This is a genomic window from Pseudomonas sp. MWU12-2029, from assembly GCF_023242425.1.
Classification (GTDB): Bacteria; Pseudomonadota; Gammaproteobacteria; order Pseudomonadales; family Pseudomonadaceae; genus Aquipseudomonas; species Aquipseudomonas kribbensis.
On record NZ_JALJDY010000002.1, the window covers coordinates 464,053 to 482,171 of the forward strand.

General features: G+C 62.4%; 16 protein-coding genes. 9 read left to right on the forward strand and 7 right to left on the reverse strand.

Annotated features, from left to right (window positions below):
- Positions 1-21: 21 nt before the first annotated feature.
- Both aguA and M5B44_RS07025 read right to left on the reverse strand, forming a co-directional pair.
- Positions 22-1,128: an agmatine deiminase gene (aguA, locus tag M5B44_RS07020; protein ID WP_248738647.1), complete on the reverse strand. Its 1,107-nt coding sequence runs from the start codon at positions 1,126-1,128 to the stop codon at positions 22-24.
- 179 nt (positions 1,129-1,307) lie between these two features.
- Entirely contained in the window at positions 1,308-4,220 is a 2,913-nt protein-coding gene (locus tag M5B44_RS07025) for an aminotransferase (protein ID WP_248738648.1), read from the reverse strand.
- Between the two features lie 179 nt (positions 4,221-4,399).
- Here M5B44_RS07025 and rfbC point away from each other — a divergent pair, with 179 nt between their 5' ends.
- The 4 genes from rfbC to M5B44_RS07045 are packed head-to-tail and all read left to right on the forward strand — an operon-like array spanning position 4,400 to position 8,640.
- Positions 4,400-4,945, forward strand: a complete 546-nt coding sequence (rfbC, locus tag M5B44_RS07030; RefSeq protein WP_248738649.1) for a dTDP-4-dehydrorhamnose 3,5-epimerase — start codon at positions 4,400-4,402, stop codon at positions 4,943-4,945.
- Between the two features lie 52 nt (positions 4,946-4,997).
- Positions 4,998-6,806, forward strand: coding sequence for a sensor histidine kinase (locus M5B44_RS07035; RefSeq protein ID WP_248738650.1), 1,809 nt, complete (start codon positions 4,998-5,000; stop codon positions 6,804-6,806).
- Entirely contained in the window at positions 6,803-8,188 is a 1,386-nt protein-coding gene (locus M5B44_RS07040) for a sigma-54-dependent transcriptional regulator (protein WP_248738651.1), read from the forward strand. The genes M5B44_RS07035 and M5B44_RS07040 overlap by 4 nt, the downstream gene beginning before the upstream one ends.
- Positions 8,185-8,640, forward strand: coding sequence for a YiiD C-terminal domain-containing protein (locus M5B44_RS07045; RefSeq protein WP_248738652.1), 456 nt, complete (start codon positions 8,185-8,187; stop codon positions 8,638-8,640). The genes M5B44_RS07040 and M5B44_RS07045 overlap by 4 nt, the downstream gene beginning before the upstream one ends.
- A gap of 15 nt (positions 8,641-8,655) precedes the next feature.
- On the opposite strand, the gene cysQ is transcribed toward M5B44_RS07045, so the two are convergent.
- Both cysQ and nudE read right to left on the reverse strand, forming a co-directional pair.
- A complete protein-coding gene (cysQ, locus tag M5B44_RS07050) occupies positions 8,656-9,489 on the reverse strand; it encodes a 3'(2'),5'-bisphosphate nucleotidase CysQ (protein WP_248738746.1) in 834 nt (277 codons plus the stop codon).
- Positions 9,490-9,494: 5 nt separating this feature from the next.
- Positions 9,495-10,061, reverse strand: a complete 567-nt coding sequence (gene nudE, locus M5B44_RS07055) for an ADP compounds hydrolase NudE (protein ID WP_085712729.1) — start codon at positions 10,059-10,061, stop codon at positions 9,495-9,497.
- 88 nt (positions 10,062-10,149) lie between these two features.
- Between nudE and yrfG the strand changes: the two genes are divergently transcribed.
- Positions 10,150-10,812: a GMP/IMP nucleotidase gene (gene yrfG / locus M5B44_RS07060; RefSeq protein WP_085712728.1), complete on the forward strand. Its 663-nt coding sequence runs from the start codon at positions 10,150-10,152 to the stop codon at positions 10,810-10,812.
- Between the two features lie 41 nt (positions 10,813-10,853).
- Here the strand turns inward: yrfG and lysM are convergent, their stop codons facing one another.
- The gene (gene lysM / locus M5B44_RS07065) at positions 10,854-11,294 is read right to left on the reverse strand and encodes a peptidoglycan-binding protein LysM (RefSeq protein WP_065257779.1); all 441 of its coding nucleotides are present in this window, start codon (positions 11,292-11,294) and stop codon (positions 10,854-10,856) included.
- A 137-nt stretch (positions 11,295-11,431) separates the two neighbouring features.
- Here lysM and M5B44_RS07070 point away from each other — a divergent pair, with 137 nt between their 5' ends.
- The 4 genes from M5B44_RS07070 (at position 11,432) to M5B44_RS07085 (ending at position 16,286) form a co-directional block, all read left to right on the forward strand.
- Positions 11,432-12,319: a LysR family transcriptional regulator gene (locus tag M5B44_RS07070; protein WP_085712727.1), complete on the forward strand. Its 888-nt coding sequence runs from the start codon at positions 11,432-11,434 to the stop codon at positions 12,317-12,319.
- A gap of 92 nt (positions 12,320-12,411) precedes the next feature.
- Entirely contained in the window at positions 12,412-13,251 is an 840-nt protein-coding gene (fdhD, locus tag M5B44_RS07075) for a formate dehydrogenase accessory sulfurtransferase FdhD (RefSeq protein WP_248738653.1), read from the forward strand.
- On the forward strand, positions 13,248-15,596 hold the full coding sequence (locus tag M5B44_RS07080) for an FdhF/YdeP family oxidoreductase (protein WP_114881025.1): 2,349 nt from the start codon (positions 13,248-13,250) through the stop codon (positions 15,594-15,596). Before fdhD ends, M5B44_RS07080 begins: the two co-directional genes overlap by 4 nt.
- 210 nt (positions 15,597-15,806) lie before the next feature.
- A complete protein-coding gene (locus M5B44_RS07085) occupies positions 15,807-16,286 on the forward strand; it encodes a glycine zipper domain-containing protein (RefSeq protein ID WP_248738654.1) in 480 nt (159 codons plus the stop codon).
- A gap of 64 nt (positions 16,287-16,350) precedes the next feature.
- Here M5B44_RS07085 and M5B44_RS07090 read toward each other — a convergent pair whose 3' ends face one another.
- Together M5B44_RS07090 and M5B44_RS07095 are read right to left on the reverse strand one after the other, a co-directional pair.
- Entirely contained in the window at positions 16,351-16,782 is a 432-nt protein-coding gene (locus tag M5B44_RS07090; RefSeq protein WP_248738655.1) for an acyl-CoA thioesterase, read from the reverse strand.
- 31 nt (positions 16,783-16,813) lie between these two features.
- Entirely contained in the window at positions 16,814-18,037 is a 1,224-nt protein-coding gene (locus M5B44_RS07095) for a 3-hydroxyacyl-CoA dehydrogenase (protein ID WP_248738656.1), read from the reverse strand.
- Between the last annotated feature and the right edge of the window lie 82 nt (positions 18,038-18,119).

Sequence of the window (18,119 nt, forward strand, 5' to 3'; positions counted from 1 at the left end):
CTCAAGCTGTTACATCCGCACTCACTCTTTGTGCGGCGCGGGTTGCTGTTGGGTAAGGCAGTGAATGTTGCCGCCCCCCAGTAACAGTTCGCGGCCCGGCACCATCACCACTTCGTGCTGCGGGAACAGCTTCTGCAGGATCTCCCGGGCTGGCGCGTCCATCGGATCGTCGAAGCTTGGCGCGATGATGCCGCCGTTGACGATCAGGAAGTTCACGTAGGAACCGGCCAGACGCACGCTCGGATTGCGCTCCTGAGTGCCGTCCACCGGATCTACACCGGCGCACTCCTCTTCGGTGGCAAACAGCGGCCCCGGGATCGGCATCTTGTGCACCGTGAACGGGCGACCCTTGGCGTCGGTGCTGCTTTCCAGCACTTTCATCGCAGCCTGGCAGCGCGGGTAGTTCGGATCCTGCGGATCGTCGGTCCACGCCAGCAGCACTTCACCCGGACGCACGTAGCAGCAGAAGTTATCCACATGGCCGTCGGTTTCGTCGTTGAACAGGCCGTCCGGCAGCCAGATGATCTTATCCACCGACAGGTTGTCGCGCAGCACCGCTTCGATGTCTTCGCGGTTCAGGTGCGGGTTGCGATTGCGGTTGAGCAGGCATTCCTCGGTGGTAATCAGGGTGCCTTCACCGTCGACGTGAATCGAACCGCCTTCCAGCACGAAGCCTTCGGTGCGGTAGCGCGGGCTGCGCTCGATTTCGAGGATCTTGCCGCCGACCTGGGAATCGCGGTTCCACGGCGAATACAGACCGCCATCAAAACCGCCCCAGGCGTTGAAGTCCCAGTTCACACCGCGCACTTCGCCGCTGTTGTTGATCACGAAGGTCGGACCGCTGTCGCGGACCCAGGCGTCATCGCTGGACATCTCGACCACGCGGATATTCGGTACATCGAGGCGAGCGCGAGCGTTTTCGTACTGGCCGGCGGAGACCGCCACGGTCACCGGTTCGAAACGCGCAATGGCCTTGGCCACCGCAGCGTGGGCAGCCTGCGCCGGCTTGCCGCCCAGACGCCAGTTGTCCGGACGCTCGGGCCAGATCATCCAGGTCTGGGTTTGCGGCGCCCATTCGGCCGGCATGTAGAAGCCATCGGCGCGTGGGGTACTTTTCAAGGTGGTCATGTCGATCAGGACTCCAGGGAACGGTCGAGGATGTTCAACGCGCCGAACAGGTTTGGACGACGGACGATGGCGACTTTATAAACGATAAATATCGACTTTAAAAGCGATAAACAAATACCGAGCTTTGTTTTTGCCGATTAATACCGATAGAAATCGGCATTAATCGGACTACCACAGGCTCAGAGCCCTTCTTCCAGCACCTTCGACAGCATGTCGACAAAGAAATCCACACTCTGGCGCGAGGTGACCATCGGCGGTTTGATCTTGAGAATGTTCAGGTCATCGCCGGTCGGCTGCATGAAAATCCCCAGCTCCCGCAGACGATCGCACAGCAGCGTGGTTTCTTCGGTTGCCGGCTCCAGGGTCTGCCGATTGCGGATCAGTTCGACCCCCAGATAGAACCCCGAGCCATGCACCGCGCCGACCAGCGGATGTTTATCGATCAACGCCTCCAGCCGCTGCTTGAAGTGCCCGCCGACGACCTGAGCGTTTTCCCAGAGTTTTTCTTCTTCCATGACATCGAGCACCGCCATGCCGATCTGGCAACTCACCGGGCTGCCGCCGGCGGACGAGAAGAAGTAGCCCTCGGCCTCCAGCGCCTCGGCGACTTCCCGACGGGTGATCACCGCGCCCAATGGCTGGCCGTTGCCCATGCCTTTGGCCATGGTGATGATGTCCGGCACCACGCCTTGCTCTTCGAAGCCCCAGAAGAAGTGACCCATGCGCCCGTAGCCGACCTGCACTTCATCGGCGATGCACACCCCACCCCGGGCGCGCACCAACTCATAGACTTTCTTGAGGTAGCCCGGCGGCAGCGAAATCCCGCCCGCATTGCCGTAGACCGGCTCGCAGATGAACCCGGCCAACTGGCGTTTCTGCGCGTCGATTTTCGCCAGGTTGTGTTCGACGCTGCGCACATAGTCCGGTGCCGAATCGAGGCCACGGAATTCGCCGCGATAGATGTTCGGCGCAGTCACCGGGTGCACCCAGTCCGGACGGCTGCTCAGGGCTTGCGGGTTATCGGCAATCGACGTCGATACCGCGTCCGCACCGACCGTCCAGCCGTGATAGGCCTCCAGCACACTGAGCATGTCGCGACCGCCGCTGTAGGCCCAAGCCAGACGGATTGCCAGATCGTTGGCCTCGCTGCCGCTGTTGACCAGGAACACCCGGTCCATGCCCTCCGGCGCCAGTTTCAGCAGACGTTCGGAAAACTCCGCGACCGCCGCATAGTTGAACCGCGAATTGGTGTTGAGCAACGACCACTGCCGGCTCGCGACTGCCGCCATGCGCGGATGACCATGCCCGAGCACTGCGACGTTGTTGAGCATGTCGAGGTAGGAGCGGCCCTGCATGTCGATCAGGTGATTGCGCCAGCCGCGTTCGATACGCGGCGGGTCGACGTAATAGTGTTTCTGGGTGCGGGCGAAACTGGCGTCGCGGCGGGCCAGCAGGGTTTTCGCGTCCAGCTCCGGCTCGGCGTCGCAGGCCAGGCCCAGCAGTGCTGCCGGCGATGGAGACAGCGCCTGCCACGCCGGCGCGCGGGTCGGCGTACAGAACAGCGGCACCTCCAGATGCGCATCGCGGACCAGTTGCACAATCAGCGGCCCGTCCACCGATCCCAGCACCTGACCTTTGACCAACGCCGCACCGCCCTGCAACGACGGCGTCACGCCCCACAGACGCAGGCTCAGTTGCGGGCCGTCGAGTCGCAGCGCACCGTCGGCTGACAAATGCAGTACGCCGGCGAACGGCGCTTCGACCGCTGTCCCTTGAGGCACACGCAATTCGACGTGCAGCGGGAACGTCTCTGGTTCTTCGGCGCTGTCAGGCCGGGTGCGGGACAAACGGAATTGCCCGTATCGACTGGCAGCCAGTCCATGGATCGCGGCGGCTTCATTCAGCAGGCGTTGATCGATGCCTGGCTGTTCCCAGTTACCGGCCTCGAAATGCGCGCTCAATACACCCAGATCAATCAGCGCGAACTCGCGCCCGACCAGCCCCGGCAACAACGGCACGAAGCCTTCACTGTCGATGGCCGGCAATGCCTGCCCGACCGCCGAGAAAATCGCCGCCTCCATCAGCGCCAGCGGCACCGACGTCGCGACCCGGAAGATTTCCCACTCATGGGTGAGGTTGTCGCGGCTGTAGGTATTGCCCGGGTCGATGCTGACCTGTTGCTCGCCACTGAGCACCAGCACCGCCGCCCGCGTCACGATCAGCGGCCACAGCGCCTGCAATTCTTCGTGTTGCAGCGGATTGACCGCGTGATAGGCCTGCACCGCCGGCAGGATCACGAACGGATCGCCCCCGGCGTGATGCAGCAACGCGGCACAGGTGACCGACAGATCGGTGATGCGCCAGGTACGCACCAGATCGCCGAAATCGATGACGCCCTGCAATTGCCAGTGCCGCCGGGCATCACGTTGCCAGACCACATTGTCGTCGGTGATGTCCATGTGGATCGCTTGCACCGGCAGCTTTTCCAGCAACGGTTGCAGTCGGCGACGGGCCTGTTCGGCGGCCTCGGCGATCAGTGCGCGCCGCTGCTGTTCCTCGATCACCGGCAGCAGATGCTCGATCAGCGCGCTGGCGTGGCGCGCGTCCCACTGCAAGGTGCGTTCGAGTCCCGGATGGTCGAACCCGGCCAGGGCCAGGTCCATTTCGCCGCAGAGCCGACCGAATCCGGCAACGACTTCGTGGCCAAGATGATCGAGCGCGGTCAGCGGCTGACCTTCGATGTAGTCGAGCAGCCGCACGTGCACCGCTTCACCGCCGATCTCCAGCGACAACAGGTCCTGGCCGTCATTGGCCGGAATGACCCGGGGAACATGGACATCGCAATGTTCGGCCAGATACTTCAGGCCGGCGTGCTGGGCCTGCAACTCCACCAGTGAATAGTCGCCCCGGCAGATCTTCAGCACGAACCTCCCGCGCTCACTGTCCACGCGATAGTTGAGGTCCTGCTGACTGCCCAGCGCCTGCAGCGTGCCGCTCAGCCCGTAATGCTGCGACAGTACCTGCAAGGCCTGCTCAGCAGTGACCTGTGGGCCTGGAAGACTGGCGCGGTGAATCAACGTGGCGAACGACATGGAACGACCCCTGAAATTTTATTAGGCGCCTATATCGCCACTGCTTCGGGCGATAAGCAACCCCCGACCATCCGTCCCCCGTGCGCTGTGTGGCGGGCATATTTGCAAGTCTGCACTCGCGCCCACCGGCACTTTGCGCAAGAATGTCGGCCATCCAAACCAGTCACTGGAAAATTTTCATGAATGTAATCACCACCGACCTGCCCGGTGTTCTGATCATCGAACCCAAGGTATTTGGTGACGAGCGCGGTTTCTTTTACGAAAGCTTCAATGCCAAGGCTTTTCAGGACGCAACCGGCCTGGATACACAATTTGTTCAGGACAACCATTCCCGCTCGCAAAAAGGCGTCCTGCGCGGTTTGCATTACCAGCTGGAAAACACCCAGGGCAAACTGGTCCGCGTCACGGCCGGTGAAGTGCTCGACGTGGCCGTCGATATCCGTCGCAGCTCGCCGCACTTCGGCAAATGGGTTGCCGTGCGTCTGTCCGCCGACAATCACCGTCAGCTGTGGGTACCGGAAGGCTTCGCCCATGGTTTCGTGGTACTGAGCGAATTCGCCGAATTCCTCTACAAGACCACGGACTACTACACCCCGTCGGCCGAGCGCAGCATTCGCTGGGACGACCCGGATCTGGGCATCGACTGGCAACTGGACGAAGCACCGAAACTGTCCGCCAAGGATCAGACAGCGGCCTTGCTCAAGGATGCCGACGTCTTTTCCTGAAGTGCCCCAAGCCTAGGCATAATGCGCCTGTATCCACAGGCGCCCGATGCTCATGACTCCGACCCTTCCCCGCCGCCCCCGCTGGCGCAGCCTCGCCCTGCTGGCCCTGTGCCTGGCCCCGCTGCTGTGGCCGCTGGAACATCTGGCCGAGCGCTACTACCGCAGCGAACTGATCGGGCAGAACCGCCAGACCCTCGACCTCTACGTCGCCAACCTGCTGGGCACACTGCATCGCTACGAAGTGCTGCCACAGATCCTCGGGGATCTGCCGGCCCTGCGGGCGATCATCGGTGCGCCAGACGACGGCGTCACCCAGGGCAACGCCAACCGCCTGCTGAAAAACATTGCTGCCCAGACCGGCGCCGAAGTCATGTACCTGATGGACACCTCCGGCCGTACGCTGGCAGCGTCGAACTGGGATAAACACGACAGTTTCGTCGGGCGCAATTTCTCGTTCCGGCCTTATTTCAGTGAAGCCATGGCCGGGCGCCTGGGTCGCTTCTTCGGCCTTGGCACCACCTCTGCCAAGCGCGGCTACTTTTTCGCCGCGGCCGTGCGCAATGGCGAAAAAATCATCGGCGTGCTGGTGATCAAGGTCGACCTCGATCACACCGAAAGTCTGTGGGGCAAAACCCCGGAGCAACTGTTGGTGACCGATCACAACGGCGTGGTCATCCTGACGTCGCGTCCGGAATGGCGCTTCCGCTCGACCCGCCCATTGAGTGGCGACGAACGCTCGGCCATCACCGCGATCCAGCCATACCCGACCCGCGAGCCGCGTCCATTGAACCTCAGCCCGACCGCCTGGCTGACCCAGACCCGGGACATCGAAGAAACCGGCTGGAGCGTCAGCATTCTTGCGCCGCGCACGCTGATCGACCGTCCGGTGCGCACCGTGGTGGCCGTCGGCGGCGCCACGTTGCTGGTGGTCATGCTGTTGCTCGGTCTGATGATGCAGCGCCGTCGCCATTACCTGGAGCGAATCGCATTCGAAGCCAAGGCGCGACGGGAACTCGAAGGCCGGGTCGCCGAACGCACCAGCGATCTGGAAGGGCTCAACCGGCGTCTGAAACAGGAAGTGCTGGAACGCGAACAGGCCCAGCAGGAACTGGTACGCGCCCAGGACGATCTGGTGCAGGCCGGCAAGCTGTCGGCGCTGGGCACCATGTCGGCGAGCATCAGCCACGAACTCAATCAACCGCTGGCAGCGATCCGCAGTTACGCGGAAAACGCCGAAGTGTTGCTTGATCATCAGCGCACTGAAGATGCTCGCGGCAACCTCAAGTTGATCAGCGAACTGACCGGGCGCATGGCATCGATCATCGCCCACCTGCGCGCCTTCGCCCGCCGCGATCGCCACGCCCCGGAAAGCGTGGCCCTGCAACCGGCGCTGGACGATGCGTTGGCGCTGCTGGCCAAACGTCGCCGGAGCATGGATGTCGAGCTGATCCGCGACCTGCCCGCCGCAACCTTGTGGGTCGAGGCCGGGGAAACCCGTCTTCGCCAGGTCCTCGGCAATCTGTTGGCCAACGCCCTCGACGCCCTGACCGAGAAAGGCCCGCCGCGCAAATTGTGGCTGAGTGCCGAATCCACCGGCGAGGGCGTCAATCTGTACATTCGCGACAACGGTCCGGGTTTCTGCATGGAAGCCCTGGGCCGCGCCAGCGAACCGTTTTACACCACCAAGACCCGCACCCAGGGGCTTGGTCTGGGGTTGGCCATTTGCGAAACCCTGATGCGCGCCTTTGGTGGTGAACTGTCGTTCGCCAACCACAAGCAAGGTGGCGCCTTGATCACCCTGCGGCTGCGCGCCGGCGCGCCCGGGGTCAGCCTGCAACCGTCCGAGGATCGAAGTGCATGACCATCGACAACCGCATTCAGGTGGTGCTGATCGACGACGATCCGCACCTGCGTCAGGCCCTGGGCCAGACGCTGGATCTGGCCGGCCTGAAAATCCTTCCGCTGTCCGAAGCCAAGGGCCTGGCCACCCAACTGGAGCGTGACTGGCCGGGCGTGGTGGTCAGCGACATCCGCATGCCCGGCATGGACGGACTTGAGTTATTGAGCGAACTGCACGCCCAGGACCCTGAGTTGCCCGTACTGCTGATCACCGGTCATGGCGACGTGCCGCTGGCCGTGCAAGCCATGCGCGCCGGCGCCTACGATTTTCTGGAAAAACCCTTCGCCAGTGACGCCCTGCTCGACAGCGTGCGCCGCGCACTGGCCCTGCGCCGTCTCGTGCTGGACAACCGCAGCCTGCGCATGGCCCTGAGCGACCGCAACGAACTGAGCGCCCGACTGGTCGGCCACTCGGCCCCGATGGCACGCCTGCGCGAGCAGATCGGCGCACTGGCCGCGACCAAGGCTGACGTCCTGATCCTCGGCGAAACCGGTGCCGGCAAGGAAGTCGTCGCCCGTGCGCTGCACGACCTGTCGAGCCGGCGTAACGGCCCGTTCGTGGCAATCAACGCCGGGGCACTGGCCGAGTCGGTAGTGGAGAGCGAGTTGTTCGGTCATGAGCCCGGCGCCTTCACCGGCGCGCAGAAGCGCCGGATCGGCAAGTTCGAATTCGCCAATGGCGGCACGTTGTTCCTCGATGAAATCGAAAGCATGAGCATGGACGTGCAGGTAAAACTGCTGCGCATGCTGCAGGAACGAGTCGTCGAACGCCTCGGTGGCAATCAGTTGATCCCGCTGGACATCCGCGTCATCGCCGCGACCAAGGAAGACCTGCGTCAGGCCGCCGATCAGGGTCGGTTCCGGGCGGACTTGTATTACCGCCTCAACGTGGCGCCGCTGCGCATTCCGCCACTGCGTGAACGAGGCGAAGACGCGCTGGTGTTGTTCCAGCACTATGCCGACGAAGCCAGCGCCCGCCACGGTCTGCCACCTCATGAACTGCAACCGGCACAACGGGCGTTGCTGCTGCGTCACTCCTGGCCGGGCAATGTGCGGGAATTGCAGAACGCGGCGGAGCGTTTCGCCCTCGGCCTCGAACTGGCGCTGGACAACTCTCAGCCCGACGGCAGCGGCGCGACCATCGAAGTCACCAGCGGTGGCCTCAGTGAACAGGTGGAACATTTCGAGAAGTCCTTGATCGCCGCCGAGCTGGCCCGCTCGCACAGCTCGGTGCGCAGCCTCGCCGAAGCCCTGGGCATTCCGCGCAAGACCCTGCACGACAAACTGCGCAAGCACGGGCTGAACTTCGCCGACAGCAGCAACCATGGAGACGAATCCGAATGAAGCACGATAGCCATTATCTGGAATCCGTCCTCCATCACGACATTCCGCTGACCCGGGACATGGGCCTCAAAGTGCTCGACTGGCAGGAACAGCAACTGCGCCTGCACTTGCCGCTGGAGGCCAACGTCAATCACAAGAGCACCATGTTCGGCGGCAGTCTGTATTGCGGCGCGGTGCTGGCCGGCTGGGGCTGGCTGCATCTGCGTTTGAAGGAAGAAGGCATCGACGACGGACACATCGTCATTCAGGAAGGACAGATCAGTTATCCGCTGCCGGTGACCGGCGATGCCATCGCGATCTGCCCGGCGCCGAGTGCAACCGTGTGGAAGAAATTCCTGGCGATGTATCAGCGTTACGGGCGGGCTCGACTGACCCTGCAGACGCGGATCGTCAATGCGGGCAGTGATGAGGAGGCGGTGACCTTCAGCGGGCAGTACGTGCTGCACCGCTGAGGTGCGGAAATGTGCTCAGGAGCGGGCCAGCTCCAGCAGCTTCGCACGCCATGCAGCTTTTGCCGGCAGCGCCAGGAAGAACTCGTTCAGCAGTGATTCCCGCGCCGGGTAGCAGAAGGCTTCACCGTTCAACCCCAGTACCTCGCCACCCGCGCCTTCCAGCACGCCTTGCGCTGCCGCCGTGTCCCACTGGGATGTCGGCGCCAGTCGCGGATAACAATCCGCCGCGCCTTCGGCCAACAGACAGAACTTCAGCGAACTGCCGATGTTAGCTAGTTGCAACTCGCCGAGGCTTGCACTCAAGCCGGCCAGCAAGCGCTCCTGCTGCGGGCTGGAATGACGGCGGCTGGCGACCACGGTGAACGCTTCGCCAGGGCCAGGCACGTCACGCACCTGAATCGCCACCGGCGTGCCGCCCGTATCGCCCCGCCAGGCACCGAGCCCGGCACCGCCGACGTAGTAGCGCCCATTGGTTGGCATCGAAACCACCCCGAACACCACGCGGCCATTTTCGATCAGGGCGATGTTGACAGTGAACTCTTCGCTGCCGCTGATGAATTCCTTGGTGCCATCCAGCGGATCCACCAGCCACCAGCGCTGCCAGCCGGCACGCACGCCTTGCGGGATGTTGGCGTCCTCTTCGGACAACACCGGGATGCTCGGATCCAGCGCCGTCAGGCCGGCGACAATCACATGGTGCGCGGCGAGGTCCGCAGCGGTCACCGGCGAATCATCGGACTTGGCGGTGACCGCCACATCGGCGCGCCAGAACGGCAGAATCGCCTCACCGGCCCGCAGCGCCAACTCAACCACCGGCGCCATCATCGGATGGGGAAAACTCATCGACATCTCACTCATGACTGGAAAACGCCGCGCTGGGTCAGCAGATCGCGGGCCAAGTACAACGCCGCCAGGGCACGACCTTCGGAAAATTGCGGATTTTGCGCCAATGAAGAGAGATCCCGCAGGTTGACCTTGTCCACCCGCATCGGCTCCGGTTCATCGCCTTCCAGTCGTTCTTCGTACAGATCGCTGGCAAGCACCACCTGGATTTTCTGGCTCATGTAACCGGGGGACAACGACAACTCGGTCAGATGCTCCAGTTGCCGCGCGCCAAAGCCGGCCTCTTCCTTGAGCTCACGCTCGGCCGCCGCCAGCACATCCTCGCCCGGCTCGATCAAGCCTTTGGGCAGGGACAGTTCGTACTCGTCGGTGCCGCCGCAGTATTCCTCGACCAGCACCGCATGCTCGGCATCGAGCATCGCCACGATCATCACCGCGCCATAACCGGCGCCCTTGCCCACCAGCCGCTCGTAGGTGCGCTCGACGCCGTTGGAAAAGCGCAGCTTCAGCTCTTCGACGCAGAACAGACGGCTGGTGGCGACGATTTCCCGGGCGAGTACGGTTGGTTTCTGGCGCATGCAAAGCTCCTTGGCGTGAACGCGCTACTATAACGCGGCTTTTCCGATTGTTTGTGTCGGATATCTTTCTACCGTTCGAGACGTTGCCATGCCTTCATTACCGTGGTCCGACATCGATACCGTTCTGCTGGACATGGACGGCACGTTGCTGGATCTGCACTTCGACAACCACTTCTGGCTGGAACACCTGCCGCAGCGCTACGCCGAACTGCATGGCGTGAGCCGGGCCATGGCGGAAATGGAATTGCAGCCATTGTTCGAGCGCCATGCCGGTCAATTGCAGTGGTATTGCCTGGATTTCTGGAGCGCGGAACTGAAGCTGTCGGTGCGTGAACTGAAACTGGAAACCGCCCACCTGATCGCCCTGCGCCCCGATGCCGACACCTTTCTGGCCGCGATCAAACGGGCCGGTAAACGCGTGGTGATGATCACTAACGCGCACCGCGATTCACTGTCACTGAAACTGGAACGGGTTGAACTGGCGCCCTACTTCGAGCGGCTGATCAGCTCTCACGATTACGGATTCCCCAAGGAGAACCCGCAGTTCTGGGACGCCTTGCAGGCCGATATCGGATTCGACCCGGCGCGCAGCCTGTTCATCGACGACACCTTGCCGATCCTGCGCAGTGCGCGGGATTTCGGGGTAGCGCATCTGTTGGCGGTGAAGGAACCGGACAGTCGCAAAGGGCCGAAGGACACGGCGGAATTTGCGGCGGTCGAGGATTATCGGGATTTGATCAGCGGACTCTGAACGTTGCAGGAGCTGCCGAAGCAGCTCCTGCAGGTTTGTTGTCAATCAGGAATACGCAGCGTCTGCCCCGGATAGATTTTGTTCACATCCTTGAGCATTGGTTTGTTGGCTTCGAAGATCTTGTTGTACTGGTTGGCATTGCCGTACACCGCCAGGGAAATCGCGCTGAGGGTGTCGCCCTTTTTCACCACCACAAAACGTGCGGCGGCCACCACCGGCCCGGTCACAGTGATCTGGTCATCGACACTGCCCACGCCTTCGATGTTGCCGACAGCCAGCAGAATCTTCTCTTTCTCTTCCTGGCTCGCCACCTCGCCGGTGACCGTCACCTTGTCGCCGTCCACGGTGGCCTGGACATTCGGGTTACCCAACCCGACTTTGCTGATGTGTTCCTTCAACTGCTCGCTGGCATTGGCGTTGCCGGGGGTCAGCAGGTCGATCAACTTCTCACCCGCCTCTTTTACAAAGCTCAAAAGACTCATAGCGCACACTCCTTGATTTAAGTTCCAGACGCCCAAGCCTAGACCACCCCGAACCCAACCGGTTCCGGCCCGACCAATGACCCTGCCCCCGTGCAAGCGGTAGAATCGCCCACCCTTGCCAGCGCCCCGGAGCGAAGATGGACATCAAGCAGCTGAAATTCCTCATCGCCCTCGACGAAACCCGCCATTTCGGCCAGGCCGCCGCCCGCTGCCACATTACCCAGCCGACCTTGTCGATGCGCCTGCGCAGCCTCGAAGAAGAACTCGATCTGCCGCTGGTAAATCGTGGTCAGCGCTTTGAAGGCTTCACTGCGCCGGGCGAACGGGTGCTGGCCTGGGCGCGCACAGTGCTGGCGGCCTATGACGGCTTGCAGGCGGAAGCGGCAGCCTGTCGCGGCAACCTGATCGGTACCCTGCGCCTGGGGGTCGTGCCGCTGTCGAGTTTCGATCCGCTGCCGCTGATGCAACGCCTGCACGCTGCACACCCGGAACTGCGTTTCGAACTGTCGGCACTGAGCTCCGAGCAGATCCTCGAACAACTGGCGGACAACCGGATCGACATCGGCGTGTCCTATCTGGATCGTCTCGACAACGAACGTTTCGAATCCCTGGCCTTCGACGAAACCCGCATGGGCCTGCTTTACGATCAGCGTTCCTTCAGTTTCGGCGAAGCACCGCTGAGCTGGCAGGCGCTGATCGAACTGCCACTGGGCATGCTCACCAGCGGCATGCACTTTCGCCAGTCCATCGACCACAACTTCCATAGTCGCGGCCTGACACCGCAGCCACTGTTGCAGACCGACGCCGTGCATCAATTGTTACAAGCTGTGCACGGCGGATTCTGCTGCGCAATCATGCCGCTGGACGGCGGCCTCGAAAGCCTCACCGATCACCTGCGCCTGCAACCGATCGAAAATGCCCAGACCCTCGCCCGACTGGGCCTGATCATGCGCCGCGGCGCCCCGCGCTCGGCACTTGCCGAGGCCTGTTTCGCGCTGTATCAGAAATCGCCAGCCGCCGCTTGATCGACGGCATCTATCGATAGATCGACACTAGCGATTAGACGCGACAAGTTGCCGCGCCTAGTCTTAACGTTGATCAATCCGTCGGTGATGCCATGAACGCCAAGCGCCCGGCCTGCGCGGCGCCTGCACTCGAAACGCCCGCGCCCGCCGCCAGTCAGACCTACAGCTACAGCGACCTGCCCCTGGCGGAGTCGGCCAGCACCGCGCTGGCCGAGGAAGTCGCCTTGGCGATTGCCTACAACGGCATCAGCCAGGCCGTGATGCTGGTGACACCGACCGACCTCGAAGACTTCATCGTCGGTTTCAGCCTCGGCAGCGGCATCATCGAAGACGCCAACGACATCTATGACCTGCAACTGACCGGATCAGGCTCGGCGCAATACGCCCAGGTAACCATCGCCAATCGCGCGTTCTGGAACCTCAAGCAGCAGCGTCGGCAACTGGCCGGCACCAGCGGCTGCGGGTTATGCGGTGTGGAAGCGGTGGAACAGGCGTTGCCCGACCTCAAGGTCTTGCCCGGCGCGCCTTTGCCGCCGGTGGAATGGCTCGACGGTCTGCGCCAGCGCATCGGCGCGTTCCAGCCGCTCGGCCAGCATTGCGGCGCGGTACACGCGGCGGTGTTCATGAACGCCAGCGGTGAATTGCTGCTGGGCCGTGAAGACATCGGCCGGCACAACGCCCTCGACAAACTGATCGGTGGCCTGATCCGGCAAAAGATATCCACAACCGGCGGCCTGGCGATTGTCACCAGCCGTTGCAGCCTCGAATTGATCCAGAAAGTCCTGCGCGCCGGGATCCAGACCCTCGTCAGTCTGTCCGCACCCACCGGCCTCGCCGTGCAGTGGTCCCGCCGCCACAACCTCAATCTCATCCACCTGCCGCAGAAAAACGCGCCGCGGGTGTATAGCCCAGAAATGGAGAAACACCCGTGAGCCAACACCATCAAGCCGACCAGAAACCCGTCCCGCGCTACAAGCCCTACAAGGGTGCCGCCGGCGGCTGGGGCGCACTGATCAGCGTGGCCCAGGCCTGGTTGACCAGCGACAACGCGCTGAAAAACCTGCGCATGATGCTCAAGACCAACCAGAACGGCGGCTTCGACTGCCCGGGCTGCGCCTGGGGCGATTCGCCGGAGAGCGGCATGGTCAAGTTCTGCGAGAACGGCGCCAAAGCAGTGAACTGGGAAGCGACCAAGCGTCGCGTGGATGCAAAGTTCTTCGCCAAGCACAGCGTCACCGCGTTGCTGGAACAGAGCGACTATTGGCTCGAGTATCAAGGGCGTCTGACCGAGCCGGTGGTGTATGACGCCGAAACCGATCGCTACAAACCGATCAGCTGGGACGATGCCTACGCGCTGATCGGCAAACACCTGCAAGCGTTGTCGAGCCCGGACCAGGCCGAGTTCTACACCTCGGGGCGCGCCAGCAACGAAGCGGCGTATCTGTATCAACTGTTCGTCCGCGCTTTCGGCACCAACAACTTCCCCGACTGCTCGAACATGTGTCACGAGGCCAGCGGTGTGGCGCTCGCACAAAGCGTCGGCGTCGGCAAAGGCACCGTGACCTTCGACGACTTCGAACACGCCGATGCGATTTTCGTCTGGGGTCAGAACCCGGGCACCAACCACCCACGCATGCTCGAACCGCTGCGTGAAGCGGTGAAGCGCGGCGCTCAGGTGGTCTGCATCAACCCGCTGAAAGAGCGCGGCCTGGAACGCTTCCAGCACCCGCAGCACCCGATCGAAATGCTCACCAACGGCGACAAACCGACCAACACCGCCTATTTCCGCCCGGCACTGGGCGGCGACATGGCGGTGCTGCGCGGCATGGCCAAATTCCTGTTGCAATGGGAGCGGGATGCGCAGAAGGCCGGTGCGCCGGCGGTGTTCGATCACGACTTCCTCAATGAACACAGCGTCAACGTGCTGGAATACCTCGGTGTCGTCGATGACACGCCGTGGGAGCAGATCGTCGCGCAGTCCGGCCTGACCCTGGTGGAAATCGAGCAAGCGGCGCGCATGTACGCCAAAGGCAAGAACGTGATCATGTGCTGGGCGATGGGCATCACCCAGCATCGCCATTCGGTGCCGACCATCCAGGAAATCGCCAACCTGATGCTGCTGCGCGGCAACATCGGCAAGCCCGGTGCCGGTCTGTGCCCGGTGCGCGGCCACAGCAACGTGCAGGGCGACCGCACCATGGGCATCAACGAGCGTCCGCCGGTGGCGTTCCTCGATTCCCTGGAGCGTCGCTTCCAGTTCAAGGTGCCGCGCCACAACGGGCACAACGTGGTCGAAGCGATTCACGCGATGGCCGAAGGTCGCGCCAAGGTGTTCATCGGTCTGGGCGGCAACTTCGCCCAGGCCACACCGGACAGCCCGCGCACCTTCCAGGCCCTGCGCAACTGCGACCTGACCGTGCAGATCAGCACCAAGCTCAACCGCAGCCACCTGGCCCACGGCAAGGACGCATTGATCCTGCCGTGCCTGGGCCGTACCGACATCGACATCCAGACCGAAGGCCCGCAAGCCGTCACTGTGGAAGACTCGTTCAGCATGGTGCACGCCTCCAACGGTCAGTTGCAGCCGCTGTCGAACCAGATGCGCTCGGAGCCGTCGATCATTGCCGGCATCGCCGCCGCCACACTGGGCAGCAAACCGGTGGACTGGAACTGGCTGGTGGCCGACTACCGGCGCATCCGCGAACTGATCGCCGACACCATTCCGGGCTTCAAGGACTTCAACGAGAAGGTCAAGAACCCTGGCGGCTTCTACCTCGGCAACAGCGCCGGCGCGCGCAAGTGGAACACCACGTCGGGCCGGGCCAACTTCAAACCGAACATGCTGCCAAAAGACCTGATTCACGAGCGCACCCGCGCCACGGGCAAACTGCCGGACCTGATCCTGCAATCGATGCGTTCTCACGATCAGTACAACACAACGATTTATGGCCTCGACGACCGTTATCGCGGCGTGAAGGGACAGCGTGACGTGCTGTTCGCCAACGAGGCGGACATCATTCGCCTGGGCTTCAAACCGGGGCAGAAGGCAGACATCGTGTCGCTGTGGGACGATGGCCGCGAGCGTCGGGTAAAAGGCTTCACGCTGCTGGCGTTCGATATTCCGGCGGGTCAGGCAGCTGCCTACTATCCAGAGGTGAATCCGCTGGTGCCGCTGGAAAGCACCGGGGATGGCAGCCATACGCCGACGTCGAAGTTCATCGCGATCCGGTTGGAAGCGGCGAGTGAGACGGGGTTGATCATGGCCAAGTCGGCCTGATACAAAACTTTTCTGCGCCCACAAAAAAGGCCGCTTTTGCATAAAAGCGGCCTTTGTGAAGTAGCTAAAGACCGGCCAAAATCGGTTAAGTTCCACCCAAAAATCAGTAACTTGCATAATTGTATACAAGTCGTGTTATTCGTCGGATTTCGATTGTCAGCCTTGTTACACAGCCTCAGGATCGCGCCGTCATCCCTTTGAGGCTCCTCTATGAAGTTCTCCCAGATTCTCTTGTTGTCCCTTGGCCTGGTCAGTGGCTTCGCTTCTGCCGGAGGCACCACCGAAGCAGGTGTGGGCGGCGCATTGGGCGGGGTTCTTGGCTCGGTCGTCGGTCAGTCTTTGGGCGGCAGCACAGGTTCAACCATTGGCGCGGCCCTGGGCGGCGCGGGTGGTAGCGCGGTTGGCGCCAACAAGCACAGCCGTGGCGAAGCCGCCATTGGCGGTGCGCTGGGCGCAGCCGGCGGTAACGTGGTCGGCCGCAGCATGGGCGGCACCACCGGCAGCCTGATCGGCGCCGCAGCAGGTGGCGGCGCCGGTGGCGCGCTGGGTAACTACATGGGCAACGAGAGCAATCGCGAAGACCGCAATTACGATCGCGGCCGTGACCGTGGTCGCTACTACCGCGACGACCACCGCGGTCGTGGTCACGCCTACGGCCATCGCAAGCATCACCGCTACTACCGCGACTGAGGCTTGACCTCATCGCCGGTACAGCCAGATCGCAGCTCCCCCGAGCTGCGATTTTTTTTGCCTGTCAAACCGCCAGCCGTTCCAGCGCTCCGCGCAAACCCGCAGGAATCGCCACCGGCTGGTTCGATGCACGATCAACGAACACATGCACGAAACGCCCCGCCGCGCAGGCTTCATGCTCGCCAGACTTGAACACGGCCAGCTCGTATTGCACTGAACTGTTGCCCAGTTTGCCGACCCGCAAGCCGACTTCGATCAAGTCCGGGAAAGCAATCGAGGCGAAGTAATCGCAAGACGAACTCACCACAAACCCCACCACCTCGCCATCATGGATATCCAGGCCACCGACCTGAATCAGGTAGGTGTTCACGGCCGTGTCGAAAAAGCTGTAGTAGGTGACGTTGTTGACGTGACCGTAGGCATCGTTGTCATGCCAGCGCGTGGTGATCGGCTGGAAATGCGGGTAATCGGCGCGTTGCGGCATCGGGTTGGACATCAGTGTCGATTCCTTGAGTGATCGGCCCAGTCTAAAGGTAAAAACCCTTTCCTCGCGCTGCCAGCTCGCCAATCAATTGCGCCGGGCGCCATTGCTCACCCTGCCGGGTCTCCAGCGCCAGCAACCGCTTGTGAATGTCTGCCAGCCCCTGATCATCCGCCCAGGCCATCGGCCCGCCCCTCTCTGCCGGAAAGCCGTAGCCATTCAGGTAGACCTGATCGATGTCATGGGCCGACTCGGCAATCCCCTCCTGCAGAATTTTCGCGCCCTCGTTGACCAACGCCAGAAGGCAACGCTCAAGGATCTCCTCGGTCCCGATGTCACGGCGATGAAACCCCAGACCTTCGCTGACGCTCAACACCAGCGCATCCACCTCGGGGTCATGCTCGGCCTGACGACTGCCGGGCTCATAGTGGTAGTAGCCGTTACCGGACTTCTGTCCGAACCGCCCCAGCTCGCACAAGCGGTTATCCACCTGAACCTCTGGTGCATCCTGACCCTTGCCGGCCAGCTCACGAGCACGCCACTCAAGATCGATGCCGACCACGTCGTACATGCGAAACGGCCCCATGGCAAAACCGAAGCCCTGCAACGTCGCGTCGATCTGCTGTGGCCAGGCGCCTTCGAGCAGCATCTTGCGCGCCTCGAGCACGTAAGGATGAAGCATGCGGTTGCCGATGAATCCGTGGCAGTTACCCGACACCACACTGACCTTGCCCATGCGTTTGCCCAGCTCAAGTGCCGCTTCCAGCACGGCTGGCGAGGTTCGCGCGCCACGGACGATTTCCAGCAATTTCATGATGTGCGCCGGGCTGAAGAAATGCAGGCCCAGCACTTGAGCCGGGCGTCGTGTCGCGGCGGCAATTGCATCGATGTCCAGCGCCGAGGTATTGCTCGCCAGCAGCGCCTCCGGCTTCAGCAAGCCATCGAGCTCACGGAAGATCTTCTGCTTGAGCTCGAGATTCTCGTACACCGCTTCAATCACCAGATCGACATTGCGAATCGCCACATAGTCCGCCGCCGCGCTGACCCGGGCGACTCGCGCATCGGCCTCGGCCTGATCGATCCGTCCCTGACGCACGTTATGCGCATAGGTATCGGCCACCGCCTTCAGCGCCTGCTCGAGCATCTGCGGATTGTTATCGACCCATTGCACTGACACGCCGGCGTTGGCCAGGCACATGACAATGCCGCGGCCCATGGTGCCGGCGCCGATCACGGCGGCCTGGCGGATTTCGAAGGATGTCTGGCTCATGTTGTGCTCTTGTTGGAGATCCAAAGACAGCCTTCACCATAGCCAGCCAACGGACATTTTTGAAGTTTATTGCCGTGATGAT